This window comes from Exiguobacterium sp. SL-10 (genome assembly GCF_004337025.1).
Lineage (GTDB): Bacteria > Bacillota > Bacilli > Exiguobacteriales > Exiguobacteriaceae > Exiguobacterium.
In genome coordinates, this window is the sequence record NZ_SJUP01000005.1 from 124,685 (window position 1) to 149,901 (window position 25,217).

General features: G+C 48.7%; 23 protein-coding genes. 9 read left to right on the forward strand and 14 right to left on the reverse strand.

Annotation, left to right across the window (positions count from 1 at the left end):
* Window positions 1-120: 120 nt before the first annotated feature.
* The 4 genes from kynU (at window position 121) to EVJ33_RS07720 (ending at window position 7,423) form a co-directional block, all read left to right on the forward strand.
* Window positions 121-1,398: a kynureninase gene (gene kynU / locus EVJ33_RS07705; RefSeq protein WP_131435982.1), complete on the forward strand. Its 1,278-nt coding sequence runs from the start codon at window positions 121-123 to the stop codon at window positions 1,396-1,398.
* 11 nt (window positions 1,399-1,409) lie between these two features.
* Complete coding sequence (gene kynA, locus EVJ33_RS07710) at window positions 1,410-2,249, forward strand: tryptophan 2,3-dioxygenase (RefSeq protein WP_131435984.1); 840 nt, start codon at window positions 1,410-1,412, stop codon at window positions 2,247-2,249.
* A 14-nt stretch (window positions 2,250-2,263) separates the two neighbouring features.
* Window positions 2,264-2,887, forward strand: a complete 624-nt coding sequence (gene kynB / locus EVJ33_RS07715; protein ID WP_131435986.1) for an arylformamidase — start codon at window positions 2,264-2,266, stop codon at window positions 2,885-2,887.
* Window positions 2,888-2,986: 99 nt separating this feature from the next.
* Window positions 2,987-7,423 (forward strand): hypothetical protein, encoded by a 4,437-nt coding sequence (locus EVJ33_RS07720; RefSeq protein ID WP_131435988.1) that lies wholly within the window; start codon window positions 2,987-2,989, stop codon window positions 7,421-7,423.
* A 115-nt stretch (window positions 7,424-7,538) separates the two neighbouring features.
* Here EVJ33_RS07720 and EVJ33_RS07725 read toward each other — a convergent pair whose 3' ends face one another.
* Entirely contained in the window at window positions 7,539-8,696 is a 1,158-nt protein-coding gene (locus EVJ33_RS07725) for a glycosyltransferase (RefSeq protein WP_131435990.1), read from the reverse strand.
* A gap of 57 nt (window positions 8,697-8,753) precedes the next feature.
* Between EVJ33_RS07725 and EVJ33_RS07730 the strand changes: the two genes are divergently transcribed.
* From EVJ33_RS07730 to EVJ33_RS07740, 3 genes are read left to right on the forward strand one after another with little or no spacing between them, the layout of a single operon-like run.
* The gene (locus tag EVJ33_RS07730) at window positions 8,754-9,932 is read left to right on the forward strand and encodes a lipopolysaccharide biosynthesis protein (protein WP_330857567.1); all 1,179 of its coding nucleotides are present in this window, start codon (window positions 8,754-8,756) and stop codon (window positions 9,930-9,932) included.
* Entirely contained in the window at window positions 9,929-11,068 is a 1,140-nt protein-coding gene (locus EVJ33_RS07735; protein ID WP_131435994.1) for a glycosyltransferase family 4 protein, read from the forward strand. The genes EVJ33_RS07730 and EVJ33_RS07735 overlap by 4 nt, the downstream gene beginning before the upstream one ends.
* An 11-nt stretch (window positions 11,069-11,079) precedes the next feature.
* Window positions 11,080-11,958: a glycosyltransferase family 2 protein gene (locus EVJ33_RS07740; protein WP_236634574.1), complete on the forward strand. Its 879-nt coding sequence runs from the start codon at window positions 11,080-11,082 to the stop codon at window positions 11,956-11,958.
* Here the strand turns inward: EVJ33_RS07740 and EVJ33_RS07745 are convergent.
* A complete protein-coding gene (locus tag EVJ33_RS07745; protein WP_161566913.1) occupies window positions 11,912-12,514 on the reverse strand; it encodes a response regulator in 603 nt (200 codons plus the stop codon). The genes EVJ33_RS07740 and EVJ33_RS07745 overlap by 47 nt on opposite strands.
* 44 nt (window positions 12,515-12,558) lie before the next feature.
* Here EVJ33_RS07745 and EVJ33_RS07750 point away from each other — a divergent pair, with 44 nt between their 5' ends.
* Window positions 12,559-13,896: a sugar phosphate nucleotidyltransferase gene (locus EVJ33_RS07750; RefSeq protein WP_161566914.1), complete on the forward strand. Its 1,338-nt coding sequence runs from the start codon at window positions 12,559-12,561 to the stop codon at window positions 13,894-13,896.
* Here the strand turns inward: EVJ33_RS07750 and EVJ33_RS07755 are convergent.
* From EVJ33_RS07755 to EVJ33_RS07790, 8 genes are all read right to left on the reverse strand, one after another.
* Complete coding sequence (locus EVJ33_RS07755; protein WP_131436001.1) at window positions 13,817-14,857, reverse strand: type I phosphomannose isomerase catalytic subunit; 1,041 nt, start codon at window positions 14,855-14,857, stop codon at window positions 13,817-13,819. The two genes, EVJ33_RS07750 and EVJ33_RS07755, sit on opposite strands and share 80 nt — an antisense overlap.
* Window positions 14,858-15,044: 187 nt before the next feature.
* The gene (gene rbsB / locus EVJ33_RS07760; RefSeq protein WP_131436003.1) at window positions 15,045-15,956 is read right to left on the reverse strand and encodes a ribose ABC transporter substrate-binding protein RbsB; all 912 of its coding nucleotides are present in this window, start codon (window positions 15,954-15,956) and stop codon (window positions 15,045-15,047) included.
* A 22-nt stretch (window positions 15,957-15,978) separates the two neighbouring features.
* Window positions 15,979-16,944, reverse strand: a complete 966-nt coding sequence (locus tag EVJ33_RS07765) for an ABC transporter permease subunit (RefSeq protein ID WP_131436005.1) — start codon at window positions 16,942-16,944, stop codon at window positions 15,979-15,981.
* 1 nt (window position 16,945) lies between these two features.
* Window positions 16,946-18,424, reverse strand: coding sequence for a sugar ABC transporter ATP-binding protein (locus EVJ33_RS07770; RefSeq protein WP_131436007.1), 1,479 nt, complete (start codon window positions 18,422-18,424; stop codon window positions 16,946-16,948).
* An 11-nt stretch (window positions 18,425-18,435) separates the two neighbouring features.
* Window positions 18,436-18,825 carry a D-ribose pyranase gene (gene rbsD / locus EVJ33_RS07775; protein WP_131436009.1) on the reverse strand — a complete coding sequence of 130 codons (390 nt, stop codon included), beginning with the start codon at window positions 18,823-18,825 and terminating at the stop codon, window positions 18,436-18,438.
* Window positions 18,825-19,709, reverse strand: coding sequence for a ribokinase (rbsK, locus tag EVJ33_RS07780; RefSeq protein ID WP_131436011.1), 885 nt, complete (start codon window positions 19,707-19,709; stop codon window positions 18,825-18,827). The genes rbsD and rbsK overlap by 1 nt, the downstream gene beginning before the upstream one ends.
* Window positions 19,706-20,689, reverse strand: coding sequence for a LacI family DNA-binding transcriptional regulator (locus EVJ33_RS07785; RefSeq protein ID WP_131436013.1), 984 nt, complete (start codon window positions 20,687-20,689; stop codon window positions 19,706-19,708). Before EVJ33_RS07785 ends, rbsK begins: the two co-directional genes overlap by 4 nt.
* A gap of 97 nt (window positions 20,690-20,786) precedes the next feature.
* Window positions 20,787-21,341 carry a GNAT family N-acetyltransferase gene (locus tag EVJ33_RS07790; RefSeq protein WP_131436015.1) on the reverse strand — a complete coding sequence of 185 codons (555 nt, stop codon included), beginning with the start codon at window positions 21,339-21,341 and terminating at the stop codon, window positions 20,787-20,789.
* A 67-nt stretch (window positions 21,342-21,408) separates the two neighbouring features.
* Between EVJ33_RS07790 and EVJ33_RS07795 the strand changes: the two genes are divergently transcribed.
* Complete coding sequence (locus EVJ33_RS07795) at window positions 21,409-21,855, forward strand: DUF4385 domain-containing protein (protein WP_131436017.1); 447 nt, start codon at window positions 21,409-21,411, stop codon at window positions 21,853-21,855.
* On the opposite strand, the gene EVJ33_RS07800 is transcribed toward EVJ33_RS07795, so the two are convergent.
* The 4 genes from EVJ33_RS07800 to EVJ33_RS07815 all read right to left on the reverse strand — a co-directional run bounded on the left by EVJ33_RS07800 (window position 21,856) and on the right by EVJ33_RS07815 (window position 25,210).
* Window positions 21,856-22,293, reverse strand: coding sequence for a GNAT family N-acetyltransferase (locus EVJ33_RS07800; protein WP_131436019.1), 438 nt, complete (start codon window positions 22,291-22,293; stop codon window positions 21,856-21,858).
* Between the two features lie 87 nt (window positions 22,294-22,380).
* Window positions 22,381-22,830 carry an OsmC family protein gene (locus EVJ33_RS07805; protein ID WP_131436021.1) on the reverse strand — a complete coding sequence of 150 codons (450 nt, stop codon included), beginning with the start codon at window positions 22,828-22,830 and terminating at the stop codon, window positions 22,381-22,383.
* A gap of 45 nt (window positions 22,831-22,875) precedes the next feature.
* Window positions 22,876-24,441: a GGDEF domain-containing protein gene (locus EVJ33_RS07810; RefSeq protein ID WP_131436023.1), complete on the reverse strand. Its 1,566-nt coding sequence runs from the start codon at window positions 24,439-24,441 to the stop codon at window positions 22,876-22,878.
* A gap of 133 nt (window positions 24,442-24,574) precedes the next feature.
* A complete protein-coding gene (locus EVJ33_RS07815) occupies window positions 24,575-25,210 on the reverse strand; it encodes an SDR family oxidoreductase (protein ID WP_131436025.1) in 636 nt (211 codons plus the stop codon).
* Window positions 25,211-25,217: the final 7 nt, after the last annotated feature.

The following is a 25,217-nucleotide window of genomic DNA, read 5'->3' on the forward strand; positions in this document are numbered from 1 at the left end:
GATGCTGGTCGCCGCAAAGGCGGCCTTTTCTTTTGAGGATGCGTTCCTTCATATTGACACGTGCAAAGGCGATTGCTACGCTTTTGTCAGCATGACACGCAAGTCAAAGGGGGAAATGATATGGCTCAAGATTTCACACGAGCGTACGCGGAAACACGCGACGCCAGCGATTCGCTCGCACCATACCGGGGAGAATTTTATTTGCCGCAAGACGGAATTTATATGGACGGGAACTCGCTCGGTCTGTTATCAAAACGGGCCGAGCAGACGCTCCTTGAATCGCTGAACGATTGGAAAGAGCTCGGGATTGATGGTTGGATGTCGGGACGCCACCCATGGTTCAACTTGTCAGAACGATTGGCCGCGCTCAACGCCCCGCTCATCGGAGCGAGAGCCGAAGAAGTGATGGTCACCGGGTCGACGACGGTCAACTTGCACCAACTCGTCGCTTCGTTCTTTAAACCGGAAGGCAAGCGGACGAAGATTTTAGCCGACACGCTCACATTCCCATCTGACATTTACGCCTTAAAGAGTCAACTCGAGCTCCGCGGACTCGACCCGGCCGAACATTTGGTGCAAGTACCGAGCCGAGATGGACGTTATTTAAATGAGGACGACATCATCGCGGCGATGACAGATGATATCGCGCTCATCGTCTTACCGACCGTCCTCTATCGAAGCGGACAAATTCTCGATATGGCGCGCCTCGCCAAAGCAGCACATGAACGTGCTATTTTGATTGGTTTTGACGCCTGTCACTCGGTCGGCGCCATCCCGCACGCGTTCCATGACTGGGGCGTCGATTTCGCCTACTGGTGCAACTATAAGCATTTGAACGGCGGACCGGGCAGCGTCGGCGGTCTGTTCGTCCATGAACGTCATTTCGGGACGACGCCGGGCTTGGCTGGTTGGTTCGGTTCACGTAAAGACAAACAGTTCGATATGGATCACACGATGACACCGGCCGATGATGCCGGCGCGTTCCAAATCGGGACCCCACACGTCTTGAGCCTTGCTCCGCAACTCGGTGCGCTCGAGATGTTCAACGAAATCGGGATGGACGCCATCCGCGAGAAATCGCTCGCTTTGACGACGTATATGGCCGCACTGATTGACGAAGTGCTCGCACCGTACGGCTTCGTCATCGGCAGTCCACGTAACGAGACACAGCGTGGTGCCCATTTGAGTCTCGAACACCCCGAGGCGGCCCGCATCTGTAAAGCGCTCAAACAACATCGCGTCATTCCGGACTTCCGGGCCCCGAACATCATCCGTTTGGCACCGGTCGCCCTGTATAACACGTTCACCGATGTGTATGACGTCGTGATGACGTTACGGACAATCATGGAAAACAAAGAATACGAGGCGTTCGAGAACGTCCGCGAAGTCGTGGCCTAAGGAGAATCAATATGAGTGAACGGATTGAACACAACGTCGAGCAATCGATTCAGACAGACTTTTCGAAAGACATGTCGTATGGGGACTATTTGCAACTCGATCCAATCTTATCGAGTCAGCACCGCCTGTCGGACCATCACGACGAGATGTTGTTCATCATCATCCATCAGACGAGTGAACTATGGATGAAATTGATTTTGCACGAACTGACCGCGGCCGTTACCGCCATCGAGACTAGCGAGCTCGAGCGTTCATTCAAGATGCTCGCCCGCGTCTCGAAAATTCAACAACAGCTCATCCAGTCGTGGAGCGTCCTCGCGACATTGACCCCGGCCGAGTATTTGGAGTTCCGAGACAAACTCGGTTCATCGTCAGGCTTCCAATCGTACCAAAACCGCCAAATCGAGTTCGCGCTCGGCTTTAAAAACGCGCGCACGCTCAGCGTCTATGCGCATGACGAGAAACTATATCCGCTTCTCGAAACGTCGCTTCAAGCACCGAGCATCTATGACATGACCGTCCGCGAAATGCATCGCCGTGGTCTTGCCATCGATGACGCCGTACTCAACCGGGACGTGACGACAGACTGGGAATGGAATGAAAGCGTCGAAGCGGCTTGGGCCGAAGTGTATCGTGACGTCGACAAGTATTGGGACTTGTATGAGCTCGGCGAGAAATTGCTTGATATCGGCAGCCAACAACAGATGTGGCGCTTCAATCATATGAGCACGGTCGAGCGAATTATCGGTCAAAAGATGGGAACCGGCGGCTCGTCCGGCGTCAACTATTTGCGACGCGTCCTCGACCACCGCTTCTTCCCTGAACTTTGGACCGTCCGGACAAAACTGTGAGGAGGACGAACACGATGACATGGATTGATGTTTCGCAACCGCTCGAAGATTCAATCACGACATGGCCAGGTGACACGACGTTCCGTTACGAAATCGCTTGGCCGATGGCCGACAGCGGTTCGGTCAACGTCGGGAAAGTGACGATGAGCCTGCATACCGGGACGCATATCGATGCCCCGTTCCATTTCGACGACGCCGGACAGCGCGTCATCGACCTTGATCCCGGTCTCTATATCGGCCCGGCCCGAGTCATCCATCTGCCCGGCCGTGAACGCATCGAGGCGACAGACTTGGACGGTTTTGACTTGACCGGCGTCGAGCGGTTGATTTTAAAGACCGACGGCTGGCCGAATAAACAAGAATTTCCGAGCCGCATCCCTGAACTCACGCCATCGCTCGCCGATCGCCTCGGTGAACTTGGGATTTATTTGATTGGTCTCGATTTGCCCTCGGTCGACGCGATCGACAGTAAAGAGATGGCGGCGCATCATGCGCTCGCCCGGAACGGCGTCCATATTCTCGAGGGGCTCGTCCTCGACCATATCGCACCCGGCGATTACGAATTGAACGCCGTGCCGCTCCCGATTGTCAAAGGTGACGGGAGTCCGGTGCGCGCACTATTGCGTCACCTCACCTAAAGAGACAGCCAAACCGGTTGTCTCTTTTTTATAGAGAGGGATAGGACAACGTTTGGCGAAATAGGTGACATACGCTTTTTGAAAGGGGGCAAACCTGATTTGCGTCGTATCCCATCTAGCATTCGAAGTCAACTGCATACGTATCGTTACGACCTCATCGCCCTGACTATCATGATTGGGTGTATCGTCATCTATGCCTATCCATTATTTTCCCCTGGAATGGTTGTCTTTAGTGACATCGCCTTCGGTCTATCTTCCGAGCGCTATATCGAAGAAATCTTCGGGGCATGGAATGAGCGTTGGAGTACGACTACTTTGTTGAACGTACCCAGACTGATTTTCATCGCACCACTTTATGGCATCAGTTTGCTGTTCGGCGCCTCAGGTCCGTTATTAGTGAAATCGTTCATCCTGCTCCTACTCGTCTTGTCCGCCTTGAGCATGTATGCGCTTGTGAAACGACTTCACTCCATTTATATCACCAAACATTTCCACTTGATGACACTCATGTCGTTCACACTCGCCGGATTATTTTATGCGTTAAACCCATGGATCATCACACGTATTCAGCACATTTATTTATTGTGTGGATACGCGTTGTTCCCATTTGCTCTTTTGCTATTTTTTAACTTGTTCGACCCGAAATTCCGACGACAATTGGACACCAATTTTTCGTTCGAGCAGCGCCTATCCCCTCGTATTTGGTTGGATGCTGTCGGTTTGTCAGTGATCTTCATGTTCATGTCGGCCGGGATTCATTATTTCTTCTTCTCAGCACTCTACATGGGCATTATGTTCATCCTCATTCTATTAAAAACGTGGTGGACAGAGCGCAAATCATTACGCGTACGCTCGCTCGTATCTTATTATCTTCGACTCATCACGGCTCTCGGGATCGTCTTTATTTTATTCAACGGGTACTGGTTTTTCATGTATGTGGGATCGATTCTCTTTGGTGCTCAAGCGTCCCAACATAATATTAATGTCACGGAAACGCTCATGCTGTTCAGTCGCCATTCATCGGTTGAAAACGTTCTGTATACGATTAGTTATTGGTGGCCGATGTTTGACCTGCACACGTTACCTCTCTCGTTTTGGATCGCAGGTGGCATCTTGTTACTGATTATCGGAATTGGGCTCATCGGAAGCTATAAACGACCGATTCATCTGTTTTTTGGTTTGCTTGCCATCGGTTTGATTGTGTTTGCGACCGGAACGTATGAATGGGTCGCACCTGGATTCGTGGCTCTTGTCACGTATACTCCACTCATAGGACCTATGTTCCGTGACCCGAACAAACTTGTCGGCTTACTTGTCGTAAGCTACAGTTTACTGCTTGCGCTCGGGCTCGGCATGCTAGATGCGCGTCAGTCCAAAACAATTCCGCGCCCGCTTTATCGTGGAGCGTTGTTATTCGGTAGCTTTTTAGCTTTGACATTGTTCATCTATCCGTATCGTGCCGTTTATATGGAGGGATTTTATAAACCAGTGGACGTTCCAAAAGAATATGCGCTCGTTCAAAATGAGATTGAAGGGAAGTGGCTCCAGTTCCCGATTGCAGATGAAATGATTCAGCCAATCACTGGTGTCGCGACACCCGAATGGAACCAAAATCCAGCACTCGGTGAGACAGCAAAACCGACCGGTGACTTTCAGGTGTACAGTTCACGCCAAAACACCGTCTTCCATCATGAAGCTTCGACACCCGCGATTCGATATTTGTTCTCCCTGTTACAGTACCTTCTTGATACGGGACGTTCCGATGAAGCAAGTCATTTAATCAACGTATTCGGCGTCGATCAGTTTGCGTATCGAGATGAATATTTAGGAATGGACGAGCGTCAACAGTTTAATTTGGAGATGCTTGAACTCCAGCAGAATTTGCTAAAAACAAAACAAATCGGACTGTTCACATTATTTGATGTCGTTGCTCCGCTCCCGGACCGAACTGTCCCACAGCTCATCGTTACGCCATACGGTCTCGAACGCTCCATCTCGTATGCGGCACTTCCTCAGTACGAACAAGGGAAGCAATCTATTTTATACACGACCCAACAACATAGTGATGACTTTAAATGGTTACGTCCCGGAGATGCCATCGAGATGATTGAACAAAAAGACATGCTGTTGAGCCAAGTATCTGATCTGTATTATTGGAAGCCATTCGAAGCGATTGACTCTGCTAATCCGTTTTTGACATGGGGGAAAACGCTCTTCGCTAACAATGATTGGCGTTGGTACCTACAGACACAGGGTGTGAAAGATCCCGCATTCGATCTCGATTACGGGGATGGTGTCGGACTTTCGTTCGCTTCAGCGCGAATCGACGCCCCGCCGTACGCATTGAATGATTTGCCGACAAAACAAGTCGCATCATTCAACTCCATGCTTGAGGACGAAACATTTTTTAAAGCGGACAATCCAGATGTCATCGAACTGTCTCCAAATCCAATCTCGTCGGATAACACACTTCCCCTTCTACAGGCAGAAGTCGCCAAAGGTGACCCGAACTATATTTGGCAAGTTGCCAAGTCTGGATTATTGCCAGCTTTGCCGAATAATGCCTATCGTTTCAATATTGTCGCTTCTGGTCGTGGTGTTGATCGGCTTCATGTCAAAGTACGTTTCTTTGACGAATCCGGTGAAGAGATTGACCAGACCTATGTCGTCGCACCTCGTGACTCCGGGAATTTGGACGGAATTCATTTACGAGGCGAATATGTGACACCAAAAGCGGCGAAAATGATGCGAATTGATTTATTGAGTTACCAAAAACCCGAGCGTAAAACGTTTTGGTGGATTCACGACATTCAAATCGAGAGCTTTGAGTCACATATGATTCCAAACACTTTCTCAATCACAAAAGATCCACCACCCGGCCGTTATATCGGATTTGCACGTGTATTGCTAAATCAAAGCGGTGGACAACTTGATTTTCAAATCAATCAAGAGCATAAAGTGGTCGATACGAAGCGTCAAAGTGGTGCTCGACTCGAATGGATTCCACTCGGCACATATGATATTGAGTCAGAATCGACAACCATCACCGTCGAGAATACGGTTGGATTCAATGCCGTGCAAAATATCGTTCTCGTCCCAGAAGACGAATGGACATCGCTTCAACAGTCATTGAAGAACGAGCTCGAACAGACGAATACGTTTATGGTGCTCGAGGCTGAACAAGACTTTGATTATGCTGGAACCATTCAATCCGAGCGAAATTATCCGTCATTCAGTTTAGGGAAAGGCGTGTCGCTGACGTCCGGAACATTAAAACGGTCCATCGATCTCGCGGAAAACGGTACGTATCGCCTTCATCTCAACTTGACGCCACCTTTGTCAGCAGACGGCACCGTTCGATTACGTCTTTTGAAAGAAAGAGACATTGTTTATGAGCAAACCGTTGATACTGAAGCAATTCGTCAATTGCCTGATGTGAAAACGAAAATCGGCGAACAAACCGTCACCTACGATTCGCTTCGTCGTGACTTTCCTTACGCGTTACAATCACTCGACGACGTTCATCAATCGTTGAAGCGCTGGACCCTTTCGGATGTGAAGCTCAAGGCAGGTCATTATACGCTCGAAATTTCAGTGGATAGCGCCGTTCCTACACGCATCGAATTGGCAGATCTACGAAAGTTTGATCCGAATGAAATCGTTGTGACCGAACCGCTCGCCACTCCCGAAGCAGCTGCAACATGTGCAACGTGCGTCTCCATTACACAAGACATGTACGAAGCGACGCTTCAAAATGACACGTTCGTCGCCACCTATGAACCGACATGCTCTTGTGACTGGTATATATTTGCCTCTGAACAAATCGAAGCCTTACCTAATCGAGAATACTTAGTTGAATTCGAGGCACGAAGTGAAGCGGTTCGAAATCGTCACGTGAAAATGTATTACCTCGACGAACAACGACGCGTCATCGGTACCGACTTCATCAGTGAGGTCGAGGAAAATCGTAAATCCGAATGGAATCGATACGAGCAAATTTTGATTCCACCAGAAGGTACCACTTCGATGCAACTTCATATTTGGGCACGAGGAAATATCGAGACAGCGGGACGGCTCGAAATGAAGAATTTAAACGTCGTCCGCTATGACCATCTCATGTTGACAGATCAAGTCATGGTCGAGGAAATAACGGAACGGCCACTCTTTTCTTCTACAAAGCCTGTGGCCTTAGATGTAAAGCGCAATTTGATGAAACGACAAGTCACGCATGACGAAGCACTAGATCGCTTCACATTGAATGATTCCCCCTCGCCGCTCTTTCGACTGACGGCGGACGGGATTTCACAGCGGGGAGAGATTGCTTTGAACGGCGTGACGCAACTTTACACAGCTTCTGAAAACGATGTACAGGTAATCGCCGTGTTACGTCCCGTCTTTTTCATCGGTTTGATCCTCCTGTTGTTGGCTACCCCACTGTCTTTCGTCTTTTATTGGAATGCACGTCAACCAGAGCCATTTATTCGCCGTCTCCGAAGAAACTTCGCCCGAGCCAGAGGCGATTCAGCGAATGACTAATTGGGCCAAATCACTGTGAATGAAGCGTATCCGGTATATGGTTGTCCATTTAAAAGAGGACGACCTTCAACAATTTACTGTTGAAGGTCGTCCTCTTTTTCAGTCGATCAGCTCTTTAACGCTTTGTTCGATTCAACGCCCGTTGCCGTCTGATGAGTGATCCCATCGTTTTAAGAAAAGCAATTGAATCTTTAACCAAATCCACATGTGACCCTTCACGCTCAATACAGGTTACCGGTTGCTGATACACACGCAAACGCTCTTTTTTTGCGGCATACATCATCTCTAAATCGATGGCAAACCCGCTTGTCGCACTTAAATAAGGCAGCAAGCGCGGAATCGCTCGACGATTAACGATTTTTAGACCTGTTTGTGAATCGGACACGCCCTTCGGTAAAAACGGTTTGGTAATGAGCCGCTTCGTAAAACTGACAAACGTTCTGATTAAATTTCGATCTTCAATCGTCATATCTTTCGTTCCGATGACAAGATCATAATAATCGTTCTCGGCAATACTTAATAGTTGCGCGATATCATCCACTTTAAAGGAGTTATCCGCATCGACGAACACATAATATTCGCTCGAGATATGCGTCATTCCTTCGATAAAAAGACCGGCTTTTTTCGTATTTTGCTCTAACTCATACATTTTCAAATAATCAATTTTAAATAGTGTATCGGTCGCATTCATCACGATATCCCGGTACTCATTCAATAGACGTTTTGATTGATCGGAAGAAGCATCATCAATAAAATAGATTGAACTGTGTAAATAATTTCGTTCAATCATCTTCGTCAGTGAAGTCAAAAAAGCATGAATGTGTGAAAACCGTTTTTCTTCATTAAAAATTGGTAATATAAAGGCTACAGTCCCTTTTTTTATTGAATATTCTGGATGGATAATACTTTGTATTTCAGCGAACAATTCATCTGGATATTCTTTTCTGTAATAAAATATTCTAAATATTCCATTACCTAACAGTTGATTAAAGGGAAACTCTCGATGACGTCGAATAACATCTTCAACCCACATAATCGAGGCGTGCGGATGGTACTTTCGTAGTTTTGAAACGATTTCAATGCCTCTACTCTGATTCGTAACGTCAATAATATAAGCCTTCACTTGATCTTTCACAGCACGAATGTGGGGTGAAATGACTGGATCTTCACTACGATTTAATTCAGACAGAACCAATTCGTAGTGTGGGATGCTTGATGTATAGGGAATATTCCGTTCTCGGTCTGTAAAAATAACTACTTTCCCTTTATCCATCTGGAATTGTCCTCCTTAACAGTTATTTAAGAGAGAGAGGCGATTGTATTGAAAGTGATGATAAGCCGCTACTCGATATTACTCATTTTTCCCGTTTTAGACGCATTGCTGAATATTATCAACTACTCTTATCACTTCTTTTTAGCACGAGGTCTGACAAATCAAGATTATGGCCTATTGAATGCCTATCTCGCACTCCTCGGCTTACTACTTATTATCGGTAGCGCGGTTCAATGGATTGTCACAAGAAATCTAGGGCAACAAATTGCCACCGATTATCGGTACATCCAACGATCACTTCTACTTTTTGCTGTAGCGATATCTGTTGTATTATTCTTACTTATCCCATATATTCTTCCTTTATCTAGAATTAACCTTTTTTTCCTTTTCGTCACGGTGTTTTTCCACATTCTCGTGTCATTTCGACGAGGTGTCTTACAGGCGAATGAACGGTTTTACGCGCTCACCTTATCCTACTATGTAGAGGCCATCACGAAAGTAATGGTCACTTGGATTTTCCTTGAACAGTTAGACATCACGTTAGCGTTAATCGGGATTTTAATCGGAATGATTTTGACCTATGTCATGAGTACGAGACAAGCTGACTTCCCTGAAGCGACTGGTGAAAAACAGTTCCACGGGTTATTTCAGCTCATTCACGTTCAAATCGTTATGACGTTATTTTTTTCGGTTGACAGCCTGCTCGTCACGTTGTTCTTTCCTGACCTAGTTGGTGACTACTCGGTCAGTCTTCGTTTCAGTCAACTCGTCCTATTCGTCTGCCTCTCTGTTTTCCAAGTTATTCTGCCTCGACTTAGCCGGGCATCTGAAACACCTACTTTTTTGTCTTTTGAGCGTACTGTTTTCCGGTTGCTTCTTGCAGCACTTGTCATTGTTACCGTGACGTATTATGTCATGATTCCGTCAATCGTACCTTTGTTTTTCGGTCAAGGATATGACCAGGCCGGCTATTTCGTCCGGTATATGATTTTCACTTATATCGGAATTATCATTGTTCAGTACGAGGCGATGCTACAGTTCATTTCGCGAAATCATCGTTACTTACGTTGGTATTGGGCTTTATTTATTGTCTTCCTGACAGCCCTCTTTTTATTCCGACAATCCATTGAAACCTGGTTGCTCGCTCAAGCTGTCGTCTTACTCGGCGGATCGCTCTTACTACGTGCACGCTTTAATTATGAACGGCATCAACTGCTCAAGGAGGAATCACGATGAAACCTACTTTACTCTGCCTTTCTTGGCGAGATATCCATCACCCAAATGCCGGTGGCGCCGAAGTATTCACCCATGAAATGTTGAAGTATGTTTCATCTCGATTTAATATCATCCATTTGTCTCCGCAGATTGAAGGGAGAGAAGATGAGGAATGGACGGATGGGGTACGTTACATTCGAAAAGGAACGAATGTAACGAGTATCGTCGAGGCACGTCGATATTATAAATCACACGAAAAGCAAATCGACCTTGTCATTGACCAAATGAACACACACCACTACTTCACACCACTTTATGTCCCAGCGTCTAAACGTGTGTTATTTATCCACCAATTGACACGTGAAATTTGGCGAATCAATCTCTCGCCACCTGTCTCATGGCTCGGGGCTTTGAGTGAAACGACACGATTGCGTCTCTATCAACATAACGATGTTTTAACGGTAAGCCAATCGACCGCCGATGACTTGATTGATGTCGGAATTCCCGCGCATCGTATCGAAATATTACCCGAAGGATTGAATTTCACACCATGGCCTGAAACAAAATGGCGCTCGAAAGAATTGAATCCAACATTTTTGTACGTCGGAAGGATGTCCGCTTACAAAGGGATTGATGACGCGTTTAAAGCTTTTTTGTCTATCAAACGTGATTTTCCGACCGCTCAACTATGGATTATCGGGAAGAAAAATGAGGCATACGTTGAACAACATCTCAACCCGCTCATCCCGAGCGAGGTTCAACGTGACATTCACTATTTCGGCTTTGTCAGTGAGGAAGAAAAGCTAGAACGAATGAGTCGAGCGACGGCCTTACTCTTTCCATCTCGACGCGAAGGATGGGGCTTGACTGTAAGTGAAGCAGCTGCCGTCGGAACACCGACCATCGTCTATGATGCTCCTGGTTTACGTGACGCTGTCCAATACGGAAAACTCGGTTATATGACGATGCAAAACACACCAGACGCGCTTGCCTTAGAGATGCGACGTTGTTTAAACGATTCAGGCCATTATGAACGTGTGAGGCACGATGCTCATGCATTTGCGAAAACGTTGCAATGGAGTCGTACCGGTTCTTGTTTTGAGCATTGGCTCACTCGAAAACTTAATATTTCGACTCAAGAAGGGAGAACCTCATGATTGGAATTGCGATGTCCACATACTGTAACGCAGAAATAATCAACGAGACTATTGAATCTATTCAACGACAAACCGCAGCATTTGTCTGTGTGATTGCAGATGACGGCTCGACCGATCATACGGTAGACGTCATGCGTCAATTGACCAAAGACGACGACCGCTTTATCATCTTGCCACTTCCACACGGTGAACGTGGAATTGCTCGTAAAGAAGCGATTGGGAAACTTAAATCACTGCCTATCGATTTTTTGTACGTCATCGACTCTGACATGGTGCTATCAGAGGGTCTGTTGACCAGTTGCGTCCTTTATCTTCAACACAACGAAGATGTCGGCGCACTAGTCATTCCTGAACAAGCATATAGCACGTATGATAATTTCTTCACGAAAGTAAAAGTGTTTGAACGAAATTTGTTCCAAATCCCTGAAGAACAGATTGATCGGCGTTCAATCGAGGCAGCTCGATTTTGGCGAATTGAGGCATATGAAGCATCTGGTGGCATTAACCCGACTCAGATTAGTTTCGAAGAGACACAGCCCACGATTCGTTACGTCCAGAGCGGCGGGGCGATTCGACGGGCAACGTTCACGTCTGTCAAACATAACGAGAAACAAGTAACACTTCACAATTTGCTCGAAAAGAAAAGATATTACTTCCAGGTCATGCCGCAAACCCTTGAAACAGAAGAAGGAGGCTTTCGTAAAGCAATCTCGCGCTGGTATTTTTTCAGGCCGGTTTTGTATCATTCGGCTAACTTAAAAAAATATAGACGACATCCAATTTTAGCAATCGGTGTCGCCTACATGTATGTTCGTTTGACTTGGGTCGGTGTATATCAATTAATTACCCATAAGTTCGGGAAGAATGCCCCCGCGACTGGTACAAAATAAATTCTCCATACTGTGTCGGAATGGCAAAGCGTTTCATTTCGTTTGTTTCAGGTGCATTGAAAGGAACTATCAGGCTCTCTGCACTGATTACCTCACCATTTTCATAAAACAAACAATATGCATGTCCTAAATCATCTAAAAACTTCGTCAACAGTTCTGCGACCCGATGCTTGTTTGTTTTTAAGTTCACGGCCTCTTTTCCAATGTCTTGAATAACTCGTATCATAAACTGATCGATTTTGATGGGCTTCGTCATAATCCGTTTAACGTTCCCATAGTTCACCGAGGCAATCAACGTATGCGTATGCGTATAATCCGTCAACACAATCTGGTGAATCAGCGGATAATTTTTCTTAATATACGCCAACAACTCGACTCCATCCGTTTGTGGCAATCTCAGCTCAGTGATGACAACATCAATATCGCTCATTTTTAAAATTTTTACTGCTTCTGTCGCTTCTGTCGCTTCAAACATAATTTCACCTTGCTGTGTCAATAAACGGGACAACGTCTTTCTCGTATCATCATGCGGTTCGACGAGTAGATAGTTTGCCATGATCAGTACCTCCATAATTTTAAATGAGAAAGGATGTCTCGCCTATGAAACTCCTCTTATTATCAGGTGGATCCGGAAAGCGTTTATGGCCACTTTCAAATGATGTCAACTCCAAACAATTTATCCGGCTGTTAGACGATGGGAATGGCGCAAAGCAATCGATGATCGAACGTGTCTTTCAACAGTTAAACGATATGGATTTTGCAAAAGACGCGTATATTTTGACGAATGCCCAGCAACAGGACGCCATTGTTTATCAGATTGGGACGGAAGTAAACATTATCACGGAACCTAGTCGACGCGACACGTTCCCTGCTATCGTTTTAGGCGCCAGTTATTTAAATGAACAACAGATTGATTCGGACGAGACCATTTTAGTTATGCCGGTGGACGCCTATGTGGATACACGTTTCTTTAAATATTTTCCGCAAATCGACAAAGCTGTTCAACAGAGCAACGGGGCGATTCATTTGATTGGGGTTACCCCACTCCATCCGACTTCAAAGTACGGATATATCGTTCCGAACGAAACAACACAAGTCTCATCCGTACGACTCTTTCAAGAAAAACCTGATGTAGAGGTCGCCAAAGCACTTATTCAACAAGGTGCGCTTTGGAACTGCGGGGTGTTCGCTTGTAAACTCCACACGTTATTGGACCAATTAAATGAATTACAGCTCCCCCTCACGTATAGCGAACTATCGCCACATTATGATCAGCTTGAAAAAACTTCGTTTGATTATGCCGTGGTCGAACACGCTGAATCAGTGTTTGTTCATCGATATAACGGATATTGGAAAGATTTAGGAACGTGGAATACATTAACTGAGGAAATGACTGAAACAAGCCACGGTCAAGTCGAATTGTTTGATTCAGAAAATACACATGTAATTAATGAATTGAATTTACCGTTGCTGGGAATCGGCTTAAATGATCTTGTCGTCGCAGTGAACGCCGATGGAATTTTAGTAGCAACCAAGGAATCGACTCCTCAATTAAAAGATTATTTAGCTGCCTCAGATCATTATCCGAAATTTAAATGGAAACGTTGGGGCCAGTCGGAAGTGATTCATCACGAAACACTTGCTTCCGGTCACTACAGCGTCACACGCCGAATGTTTGTACATGCGGACAAAGAATTGAGTTATCACTATCACGAAATGACAGATACAATTTGGACAATCTTACAAGGAAGTGCGGTAGTAACCATCGATGGACAAACGTTCGAAGCCAAACCGACGGATGTCATTACGATCAAAAAAGGAGCAGCCCACACGCTCAAAGCACATGAAAACCTTATTCTTATTGAGGTGCAACATTCGGAGACGCAGACACTTGATGACGTTTGCGCTGTGCCACTCCCGCAGGATAGACGGTCGTGACGCGATGTGTCGTTGGAACGGGGATTTCACTTGTGATTATTTCCACCTGGCCAGTAATCGAGTGAGGTCCTTTTCCCTTGGGGATAAAATAATGTTCTCCCGCTTGGATTTTTCGCCCACCCTCTTTACTGTGGACGTACCCGTGTCCAGAGAGGACAGATAACAATTGGAATGTCTCAGATTGTTCTAACGCGAACGAAGCGCCATCAACTTGATATCGGCGAATCGTAAAAGCTGGTTTCGAAATGAGCTCTGTCATTCTTTCAGCTGGTAAATTTGTTTGAATTAAATCACGAGTCTGTAATTCCGGAATTGTCATGACTTCAATTGCTTTATCGATGTGAAGTTCGCGAAGCATACCAGCATCATCCGTTCGTTCAAAATCATAAAGACGGTATGTGCGATCGCTCGTTTGTTGAATTTCTAGAAGTACAATCCCTGGCCCAAGTGCATGAACCGTACCGCTAGGAATATAAATAAAATCTCCTTTCTTTACGGAGCGCTTTTTTAAGCGAGTCGCCCATTCTTTATTGTCAACGCACGTATAAACCTCTTGCCTCATTCGGAATGTGTGTCCAATAATGATTTCAGCACCCGGTTCTGCATCCACTATATACCAGCACTCATCTTTTCCAAATTCTTCTTGCTCCAATTTTTGAGCTTGCTCATCATTCGGATGAACCTGTACCGATAAATATGAGCGTGCATCTAACAGTTTGATATGAAGAGGAAAGGTCTCAAACGGGTAATGACCGAATAAGGCAAGTCGTTCCGTTTCCCATAGATGTGCAAGTGTCTGACCGATATACGGACCGTCTTCAAACACCGTCATGCCATTCGGATGAGCTGAAACGCCCCAACATTCACCAATATCGCCTGGCGGTAGTTCAAAATCAAATAGCGTCTCTAATTGACGTCCTCCCCAAATACGATGCTTGAATACCGGTTTGAGTTTATACATACAAGTTGCGTTTCCATAAAAGAGAAACGACTCCTCCTTTCGAATATAATTATTCTAAATATACCCTTAATAAGGCATCTTTTACTCATTTTTTCCCAACTCAATATGCTTATTACACAATTTATGAATAAAAAAAACTCGCTCTCAATCGATTAAAAAATCTGAAGAGAGCGAGTCTGCTGACTATTTATTTAATTAACTCGAGATCGACTGGGATATTCTCTTCCACTGTCTCCCCTTTTAAGTGGTTCACAGCGGCTTCGACACCGAGCTTTCCGATTTCGGTCGGTTTTTGAGCGACCGTCGCAGCCATCGTTCCGTTTTCGACCGCCTTGACCGCATCATCCGTCGCATCAAAGCCGATGACTTTCACGTCTTTCAATCCTGCACTGTTGAGCGCCTGCACGGCACCGAGTGCCATTTCATCGTTGTGCGCGAATACGGCGACGATGTCTTTATTGTCTTGGAGGATATTCTCCATAACCGTCAACCCTTGAGCGCGGTCAAAGTTCGCCGATTGTTTGGCAACGACATCGAGCTTTCCATCGATTGCTTCGTTAAACCCTTGGCCGCGATCACGTGTCGCTGACGCCCCAGGAATCCCTTCAAGTTCAACAACTTTCCCACCTTCGCCGACGAGTTCGACCATGTACTCACCAGCAAGTTTTCCGCCAGCGACGTTATCTGACGCCACGTGTGCGACGACATCGCCTGACTCGGCGTTCCGGTCGACCGTGATGACCGGGATGCCCGCATCGTTCGCACTTTGAACGGCCGCGCCGACTGCTTCCGAATCGGTCGGGTTGATGAGAATCAAATCCATCCCTTTTTGAATCATGTCTTCGACGTCGCTCACTTGTTTGGCCGCGTCATTTTGAGCGTCCGCCACGGTGAGTGTCGCGTCGAGTTGCTTCGCTTCTTCTTCCGCCCCGTCTTTCAATGCGACGAAGAACGGGTTATTTAGTGTCGAAATCGAGAGCCCGATTTTGAAGTCCCCATCTTTTGTCTCTTGCTCCGAACTTGTCCCCGGTTGTTCCGTCGAACAAGCCGCCATGACGACCATTGTCAATACGAGTAGCCAAGCTGTCCATTTTTTCATCTTCCGTTTCCCCTTTCGATGATTAAGCGTTTTGTTTCCGATCGAGCAATACCGCGAATAAAATGACGGCCCCTTTGACGACGAGTTGGAAAAATGACGAGACGCCAAGAAGGTTCAAACCGTTGTTCAACGTGCCGATAATGAGCGCCCCGATGAGCGTCCCGACAATCCAACCACGCCCTCCAGCAAGACTCGTTCCCCCGAGAACGACCGCCGCGATGGCGTCAAGTTCATATGACGTCCCGGCCGTCGGTTGGGCCGAGTTGAGACGCGACGTCAAGATAATTCCTGCGAGCGCTGCCAGCATACCCGACAACGAGTAAATCATGACTTTGACTTTATTGACCCCGATGCCCATCAGTTTAGCGGCTTCCTCGTTGCCACCGATCGCGTACGTGTGGCGACCGAACGTCGTCTTTTTCAAAATGAAATAGAGGACGCCGAACGCGATCAACATCGTAATCGCCGGTACCGGGATAATCCAGAAATAGCCACGGCCGAGCATCTCGAACCACGTCGAGTCGCCTAAACCGGTAATCGGACGACCATCCGTATAGACGAGCGTCAAGCCTCGGTAAATCGTCATCGTCGCCAGTGTCGCGATGAACGGTGCGACTTTTCCGTACGTGATGACGGCACCGTTGAATGCACCGAGCACAGCTCCGGCAATCAATCCAAGTGCAATCGCCATAATCGCGTGTTGCCCATCGACCATCATACCGGCCACAAACGCCGACGATAGCGCCAGGATCGAACCGACCGACAAGTCGATGCCGCCTGTCAAAATGACGAACGTCATCCCGAACGCAATCAGCGCGTTGATCGAGACTTGGCGTAAGACGTTAAAGATGTTGTTCAATGAGAGAAAACCTGGCTCGAGCGCGGTCACCACAACGATGATGGCGAGCAAACCGAACAACGGTCCAAGTTTTTGCCCCCAACCAAGCTTTTGCGGTCGCCCTAATGCAGTCGCTGCTTTCAATTCCATATCATTGTCCCCCTGTCGCGTATGTCATGACTTTTTCTTGCGTCGCCTCGTCTTTCGTTAACGTCCCCGTGACGACGCCTTCTCGCATGACGACAATCCGGTCACTCATCCCGAGCACTTCAGGTAAATCGGACGAGACCATGATGATGGCGACACCCGATTCAGCGAGTTCACTCATGATCGTATAGATTTCTTTCTTCGCCCCGACGTCGACACCGCGCGTCGGTTCATCGAGAATCAAGACGTCCGGCTCGGCGCCGAGCCATTTACCAAGGACGACTTTTTGTTGGTTCCCACCCGAGAGCGACTTCACTTTTTGCTCCATCGAATGGTGCTTGACGCGCAGTTTTTTCAAATACCCGTCCGCGAACTGCTCCTCTGCTTGACGCGAGATGATCGTCCCTTTCGCTCGTTTGTCGAGCGTCGGCAGCGATAGGTTTTCGCGCAATGAGAAGTCGAGGAGCAACCCCTCGCCTTTCCGGTCTTCCGTCAAAAAGGCGATGCCGTGTCGGATGGCGTCGACTGGCTGCTTGATCCGGATTTCTGTACCGTTCAATTTGACGATGCCGGCTTTGGCCCGGTCGGCTCCGAACAAGGCGCGCATCACCTCGGTGCGTCCGGCTCCCATGAGTCCCGAGAACCCGACAATCTCACCAGCCCGAACGTCGAACGAGACATTGTGGAACCGGTTACCTATCAATCCATCCACTTCAAGGACAACGTCTCCGATGGTCGCGTTGCGATCCGGATACCGTTCGCCAATCTCACGTCCGACCATCTCTTTCACGATTTCTTCAAACGATGTGTCGTCGATGCGGTGTGTCCCAATTGACACCCCGTCGCGGAGGACGGTGATGCGGTCGCACAGTTCAAAGATTTCTTCCATCCGGTGCGAGATATAGATGATGGATACACCTTGGTCCCGTAACGCCCGCGACACCGAAAATAACGCGCGAATCTCTCGGTCGGTCAAGGCCGCAGTCGGCTCATCCATGACGATGACTTTCGCATCCGTCATGAGTGCCTTCGCAATCTCGATCATCTGTTGTTGGCCGACAGATAAGTTCTTGGCGAGCTCATCGACTTCCATGAACACGTTCAGTTCCGCTAAGTACTCTCGTGCCCGTCGTTTCATCTCTTGCTGTTTGATGACACCGAACGGACCCGTCAATTCTCGACCAAGGAACAAGTTTTCCATCACCGTCAATTCCGGTAGTATGTTCAACTCCTGATGAATAAAAGCGATACCTGCTCGTTCGGCTTCTTTCGGATGTTTAAACTGACGTATGGCCCCATCGATGACCACTTCGCCTTCATCCTGTGCGTGAAGACCAGTCATGACTTTCATGAGCGTCGATTTACCGGCCCCATTTTCGCCCATCAACGCATGAATTTCGCCGGGTAACAATTCGAAGTCGACGCCTTTCAATACACTGACCGGACCGAACGACTTATGGATGCGCTTCAACTGGATGTGCATCGAACCCCTCCTTAAAATAAAACGCCGGCGTGCAAAATGACGTTCGCGTACGGTGTCGCTTCACCTGTTCGAATGACGACTTTCGCCTGTTCGACTTCGCGTTTGAACGCCTCGTGCGAGCACGTTTTCACCGTGTCGAACCGTTCAGTCAATGCTTTTGCGATCGGTTCGTTCTCCGTGAACATTTCATCGGCTACGGTGATCTGTTCGATGACCATGTCCGCCTCGACGGCATCGAGCACATCGAGAAATGATGGTTCGCCTAGTCGGAGCGCCAAATCGACTCGCGCCACACCGTTAGGAATCGGTAATCCGCAGTCCGCGATGACAATCGTGTCCGTATGCCCCAAGTCGGCAAAAATTTTCGTCAAATGACTATTAAGTATTCCATGTTTTTTCATCACACTCGCTCCAATCGTCTTGTGACATCATCTCGTTTCGGCATGCCGCCTTGGGCTCCGAACCCTTCCACACTCAAACCTGAAGCGACGACGGCAAACCGCGCAGCTTCTTGTAACTGGTTCCCTTCCACGAGGGAAACTGCGAGAGCACCGTTGAACGTATCCCCAGCCCCGGTCGTATCGACGACGTTGGCCGAAATCGCCGGGATGTGTTGAATCATCTCACCGTCAAAGAAACGGACGCCGTTGACGCCTTCCGTCACAATCAGCTTGTTCGGATAGCGCCGCAATAGATCTTCAAGCGGTATATCCCCAAACAAGTCACGGCACTCATGCTCGTTCGGTGTCACGTATGTCACATTCTCAAACAATGTATCCGTGAGCGCTTGTGACGGCGCCGGGTTCAACAGGACCGGGATGTTGCGGGACCGGCAGTATGCACTCACTTGTTCAACCGTCTCCATCGGAATCTCGAGCTGTAGCAAGACGAGTGTGTGTTCATCAAGCAATTGGTCGAGCTCTGTCTCTGTGAAACGCACTTGTTTGTTCGCCGATTGGACGACGACAATCGAATTATCGCCTTCGGCGAGCACGATGTGCGCCGTCCCAGTCACTTCGTCATCGATTGTCTGTAAGTGGCTCGTTCCGACTCCGTTCTGTTCAAAATTTTGGTTTATACGCTGTCCGAATTCATCGGACCCGATACAACCGACTATCTCGACTTGTGCTCCGAGTCGGGCGGCAGCCACTGCTTGGTTGGCCCCTTTTCCACCAGGTACTGTCTGGAACGTCTGCCCGATAACAGTCTCTCCTGCATGCGGACGTTTAGCTGTCGTGACAACTAAATCCATCGATACACTTCCGATGACCACAATCCGGTTCATGTGTCATGCCCCTTTCGTTTCGTCGTCTGTCGTTCCGTCAACGTGACAGGTAACAAGATTTCTTTCGTCGCCGTCTCTTTTTTCTCAATCAAATCAAGGAGTCGCTCTGTCGCGCGACGTCCCATCTCATAAATCGGTTGCGCGATCGTCGTGAGCGGGGGCGACGTCATCTCGCCGAGCTCAATCCCGTCGTAGCCGATGATTTGTAAGTCTTCCGGCACCCGTACGTTCCGACGTAATGCTTCCTGCAACACGGCGGCGGCGATGACATCATTGGCGGCGAACACCCCATCGAACGGCCAATGCTCATCAAACAACGTTTGGGACGCAGTGAGTGCCTCTTTGAACGTGAAACTCGAATGCGTCATGCCAACGAGATGCTCGCCCGCCACATCAAGAAAGCCGTCGGTCCGGCGCTTTACCGTTTGAAGATGCTCAGGGCCCCCGATATGAGCGAGCCTTGTCGCACCACAACTCAACAATGTCTCGGCTGCGAGCCGTCCGCCCTCGTACCCGTCCGAGATGACGGCATCGATCCCGGATTTGACGATACGGTCGAGCGCGACCATTGGTAACTCTAACTTTTCATAGTTCGGATTGTCCGAATGGTTCGTCGTGATGATCAGCCCATCGACATGCATCGTCTGGAGCGCGATCAAGTACGTCTGTTCTTTCGCAAGTTGCTCGTCCGTGTTGCACAGGACGACTTGATAGCCGTGTTGATTCGCCACGTCTTCGATGGCTCGGGCCAGCTGTGGAAAGAACGGGTTGGTGATATCCGGCATAATCAAGCCGATCAAACCCGATGTTTTGGTGAATAAGGAACGAGCGACCCGGTTCGGCGCGTAGTCGAGCTCGGCGATGGCCCGCTCGACGGCTTCCCGCGCCTCTGCACTCACATAGCCGTTATTGTTCATGACACGGGACACGGTCGCGACAGAAACGTTCGCCCGTTTGGCCACTTGTTTGATTGTCGCCATCTCGGCCCCTCCTTTTGGTAACGCTTACAAACACATCATAATGTGTAACCGGTTACATATCAAGTATTAATTTTTCTGCATTCAAAAAACGTCTGACTCATCGTTGAGCCAGACGTTCCTCATACGTTTCTTTCATCACGACATAGATGAGGCTTTGGACGGTACGCCCGTCTAAGCGCGTCAACTGTTGAGGTGTCGTGAACGCGTACGTGAAACCGGTCTTCTCGACGACACGACGTGACTGGTCGTTGAAGTCAAAGTGACCGCACCAGATGCGTTCGAGGCCGAGGTCCTCAAAACCGTGTCGCATCACTTCACGGACAGCTTCCGGGATATAGCCTTTTCCCCAGTAGGTCGGGCTTAACACGTAGCCAATCTCGCGCTGCCGGTCATGCTGAATCTCTGGGTCCGGACGGCGATCATGCAACCCGAGACTGCCGATGACCTCACCTGTCTCTTTTAACGTAATCGCCCAAACATCTTGGTCTTGTTGAAATAGTCGGATGACGTCGCGTGTCTCGTCGACCGATTGATGCGGCGCCCAACCCGCCTTCGGCCCGACCCGCTCGTCTTTCGCATAGTCAAACATCGGTTCGGCATCCTCGAGTTGAAATGCCCGTAGCCGGAGTCGATCTGTAACAAGTTGAATCATAGTGTTCTTCCTTTCTGTCGTTTCCCTCGGATTCGTTCCGGGAATGAATCCATGAGGAGGGATCACAATGCCGTTTGATTATGATTTAGATTTTGACACGATTGATTTCCGCAAACAACCCGGCCTGTATCGGGTCGGACGCGGCGAGCAAGGTGTGTTGCTCGTCGAACCTTATAAAAGTGAGATTTTGCCACATTGGCGCTTCAAAACGCCCGACATCGCTCGACAGTCTGCCGATGAGATCATGGAACTGTTCGAAAAATACCGAGCCGCTGATGATTTTGTCGGCATGGATATGGCTCGCAAATTCATCCAAATGGGCTATACCCGGGCGAGACGTTACGCCAACTACAAAGGCGGCCGCAAATATAAAGACGATGGTGACATCCACGACCGACAAATCGACGAGGAAAAAGCGGAATCGGCCCGCATCTTCAAAGAGCGATGGGACGAGATTCGAGCTGACGCGGACTACTTGAAACGAAAGAAAGTCCATCAGAAACAGTACGGCTGATTATTGGTTCATGACAAGAAAACAGGTCTGCTTTTTTTCAAACGACGCGACATGTCGAAACCCTAGCTGCTCATAAATATGGATGGCCCGTCGATTGAACGCGGCCACCGTCAAGCGGAGTGGTTTGCCTTCACGCGCCGCTTCTCGCATCACCATCCGAACGAATTGGCGGCCATGCCCTTGGCCGGTTCGGTCAGGATGCATGCCGAGGCCGATATCGGTATAGGTGTCGTCGTAGACGTATGTATCATTCGTCACTTGAGCGTAAACGCCCAGACAATAGAAGCCGATCAACGCCCTGTCATGGACGGCTCGGTACGCCATCAGTTCATCGAGCCCTTCTGCTGAGGCTTCTTGGTTATAGAAATCATATGGTGCCTCGTACGTCCACGCTTGAATCACGTGGGCGTCTTGTCGCGTCATCGGGCGAATGTCCATGACAACCTCCTTTCTCACATCTCTTTTTGTTCGTGTTCAGGGGCGTAAATTCCTCCATGCATCAAAAAAGGATGGGTCGCCCCATCCTCACTTCCGTGTCCACGTCGCCGTGATATCGACATCGGCCGCGTGCATCAAATTATTGATTGGGCACCGGGCCTCGACGCCTTTTTGGAGCGCCGCAATCCGTTCATCCGACTCGGTCGTGTCAAGCACAATGCTAACGTGTACTTTTTCAAAATACGTCCGCACCCCTTCGACGCCTTGGAAGCCGCGCGGGTCGAGTGTCCCTTCCGTCACGAACGTCACCCCGTCGTAGTTGAAGTCTTGATCTTGAGCCACGTAGGCGATCATGATCGTCGTACACGATGATAACGCTCCAAGTAAGTATTCGAGCGGGTTCGGACCGGCGTCCGTCCCGCCGAGACGTTCCGGCTCATCGACAACGAACGGTTCGAGGTCACGCACGTGCACTGTCGTCTTCACACTCGTCGCTTCCCCTTCAGCACGCATCGTCACTAACGGTTTTTCAGTCATCTCGTCTCCTCCTCTATCATCACACTATCTTCCTTACCGTTCCCGTTATCTCGGTCCGTGTAACACGTCATCATAAATCGCATAATCATTTTTCCCTTGCTGCTTGATTTGATACATCGCCTGGTCGGCTTTATGAATGAGTGTGTCCAAGTCAGCCCCTTGCTCCGGTGAGACACTGACTCCGATACTCGCGCGAATCGGAATCGTCTCTCGTCCGAGCCGGAACGGCCGCTCCGTCAACAGCGACTGCAAGCGCTCGACGAACGCGACGATGTCTTCGGTCTCAACGTGCGTCAAATAAATATAAAACTCATCTCCACCGACGCGCGAGGCCAGTCCCGTGTCAGGTGTCGCTGTCTCGAGCAGTGCGCCGATATGAATGAGAAAATCATCGCCGACTTGGTGGCCGTATGTGTCATTGATTCCTTTAAAACCATCGAGGTCAATCACAACAAGAGCGACCGAGTCTGCGTGCAATAGCGCTTGATCGGCCTGTTCATAGAACGCCCGGCGATTCGCAAGTTTCGTGAGTGGGTCGTGATAGGCAAAGAAACGAATCGACTGCTCGGCTTCTTTGAATGTGTGGACGTCTCGAATCAAAATCATGCCGTGGATTTTCTGGTCGATATAGACGAAATCACCATCGATGACAACGTAACGCTCTTGTCCTGACTTCGTCAGAATCTTCGTTTCGAACTCAAGAAACTTCTTGTGTGCTTGGAAATGTTGGCTGTAGTGATCACACCATTCTTCCCGTTTCTTCTCAGGTAACAAGTCGACAAAGCGTTCATTGACGACGCGTACCGTATGGAACAACATGCGCGCGGCCGGGTTTGCACTCTCGATGCGACCGGTATCATCGACGAGCAGGATTGCCGATGGGTTCAAGTTGTAGAGCGTGCTATACCGTTTAGCATATGAAGCAAGGAAGTCAAGCCGATTCATTGCCACTACGAGAACGACCGCCCAGACGAGTCCACCGTACATATACCCATACGGTGGCATGCTTCCGCGGAACTGGAAATAACCGAAGATGATGTCCCAGATGAGAACGGCGACAGCCGTCCAAATGAGCATGCGCAAGACGCGTTGATGTTCGAATCGGTTGGCGCGTTTGAGTGCGTAGACGAGCAACAGGATGATCAAGAAATGAAAGACGTTGCCGACGGTCATTGTCGTCAAATATGACGCATTGAACTCAGGGTAAATCCAAACACCAACTTGGTCGAAACGCTGACTGTTCAAGATGTTCTCTTGGCGGATAAACGTCAACGCGACCGGGACGAGTGGTAAATAAATGACATACGGATACATCCATTTTGGCAGTTTCGCCCCGACACCCGTCACTTTGAAGATGAAGTGGACCGAACAGACGAAAATCAAAATGCCGGCGTTACCGAACCAATAGGTGACGAAGGCGGGACTCGCTTCAATCGGGGATAAATGGCGCCCGAACTCGGCCAAGAACAACATCGCATAGCCAAACACAAACAAGCTGAGCAACCGATGCTCGACTCGGCGTGGATTGCGGAGTAACACATCAAGGGCAAGGTGGCTCAATAAAAATGCCGGAAACAAATACACGGCCATATAGAGGAACAATGTGGTCACGAATAGACCCCTTTCTTCTGATAAATCCATCTTTATATTTTCTATATCGGTCGAAACGATTCCTTTCTCGAGTTCACGGACAATTCCATACAAAAAGCGAGTGGACCAAGTCCACTCGCTGTCGTCATCTCGTTTATAATGTGTCTTTGATTGACGTGTCGCCTTTGACGAGATCAATTGCTTTATTTTTCGCGTTGTCGTGCCCAATCACGTGAGCGAGGAACGCTGCGACGTCCGCACGTGGGACTTCGCCCGTGTCGACGTCCCCCACCTTCACGTTGTCGGTACCTGCGTCATCGGTGAGAGCACCTGGGCGGACAATCGTATACGTGAGCCCGCTCTCCTCAAGCAGACGATCGGCATGGTGTTTCGCGACGTAATATGGCTTCATCTCTTCCGGCCACGCCGAACGATCTTCCGCCTTCAAAGCGCTCACCATGACGAACTGTTTAACGTTCCCATTCGCCTGAGCCGCCTCGATACTTTTTGCCGCACCGTCAAGGTCGATCAAGAGCGTCTTGTCAGCCCCGGTACTGCCACCCGAACCGGCTGCGAAGACGACCACGTCCATGCCAGACATCGCCTGTTCAAGTGACGAGACGTCGCCTTCTAAGTCGCCTAACACGGCTTGGTAACCTTTTGACTTGAAGTCATCAAGTTGCTCTTGTTTGCGAACCATCGCCGTGACTTGATGTTTCCCTTCCTCGTGCAATCGTTCCATAAGTTGTTTCCCAATTTGTCCATTTGCGCCTATAACAAATACGTTCATCTGTCTT

Excerpts from the sequence above, each read along its gene's own strand:
- kynB (WP_131435986.1), top strand. The coding sequence starts at position 2,264 with ATGACATGGATTGATGTTTCGCAACCGCTCGAAGATTCAATCACGACA.
- EVJ33_RS07770 (WP_131436007.1), bottom strand. The coding sequence starts at position 18,424 with ATGCACATCCAGTTGAAGCGCATCCATAAGTCGTTCGGTCCGGTCAGT.
- EVJ33_RS07800 (WP_131436019.1), bottom strand. The coding sequence starts at position 22,293 with ATGGACATTCGCCCGATGACGCGACAAGACGCCCACGTGATTCAAGCG.
- kynA (WP_131435984.1), top strand. The coding sequence starts at position 1,410 with ATGAGTGAACGGATTGAACACAACGTCGAGCAATCGATTCAGACAGAC.
- EVJ33_RS07805 (WP_131436021.1), bottom strand. The coding sequence starts at position 22,830 with ATGACTGAAAAACCGTTAGTGACGATGCGTGCTGAAGGGGAAGCGACG.
- EVJ33_RS07765 (WP_131436005.1), bottom strand. The coding sequence starts at position 16,944 with ATGGAATTGAAAGCAGCGACTGCATTAGGGCGACCGCAAAAGCTTGGT.
- EVJ33_RS07725 (WP_131435990.1), bottom strand. The coding sequence starts at position 8,696 with ATGGATAAAGGGAAAGTAGTTATTTTTACAGACCGAGAACGGAATATT.
- rbsB (WP_131436003.1), bottom strand. The coding sequence starts at position 15,956 with ATGAAAAAATGGACAGCTTGGCTACTCGTATTGACAATGGTCGTCATG.
- rbsK (WP_131436011.1), bottom strand. The coding sequence starts at position 19,709 with ATGAACCGGATTGTGGTCATCGGAAGTGTATCGATGGATTTAGTTGTC.
- EVJ33_RS07785 (WP_131436013.1), bottom strand. The coding sequence starts at position 20,689 with ATGGCGACAATCAAACAAGTGGCCAAACGGGCGAACGTTTCTGTCGCG.
- kynU (WP_131435982.1), top strand. The coding sequence starts at position 121 with ATGGCTCAAGATTTCACACGAGCGTACGCGGAAACACGCGACGCCAGC.
- EVJ33_RS07795 (WP_131436017.1), top strand. The coding sequence starts at position 21,409 with ATGCCGTTTGATTATGATTTAGATTTTGACACGATTGATTTCCGCAAA.
- EVJ33_RS07790 (WP_131436015.1), bottom strand. The coding sequence starts at position 21,341 with ATGATTCAACTTGTTACAGATCGACTCCGGCTACGGGCATTTCAACTC.
- EVJ33_RS07750 (WP_161566914.1), top strand. The coding sequence starts at position 12,559 with ATGAAACTCCTCTTATTATCAGGTGGATCCGGAAAGCGTTTATGGCCA.
- rbsD (WP_131436009.1), bottom strand. The coding sequence starts at position 18,825 with ATGAAAAAACATGGAATACTTAATAGTCATTTGACGAAAATTTTTGCC.
- EVJ33_RS07730 (WP_330857567.1), top strand. The coding sequence starts at position 8,754 with ATGATAAGCCGCTACTCGATATTACTCATTTTTCCCGTTTTAGACGCA.
- EVJ33_RS07745 (WP_161566913.1), bottom strand. The coding sequence starts at position 12,514 with ATGGCAAACTATCTACTCGTCGAACCGCATGATGATACGAGAAAGACG.
- EVJ33_RS07755 (WP_131436001.1), bottom strand. The coding sequence starts at position 14,857 with ATGTATAAACTCAAACCGGTATTCAAGCATCGTATTTGGGGAGGACGT.
- EVJ33_RS07740 (WP_236634574.1), top strand. The coding sequence starts at position 11,080 with ATGTCCACATACTGTAACGCAGAAATAATCAACGAGACTATTGAATCT.
- EVJ33_RS07815 (WP_131436025.1), bottom strand. The coding sequence starts at position 25,210 with ATGAACGTATTTGTTATAGGCGCAAATGGACAAATTGGGAAACAACTT.
- EVJ33_RS07735 (WP_131435994.1), top strand. The coding sequence starts at position 9,929 with ATGAAACCTACTTTACTCTGCCTTTCTTGGCGAGATATCCATCACCCA.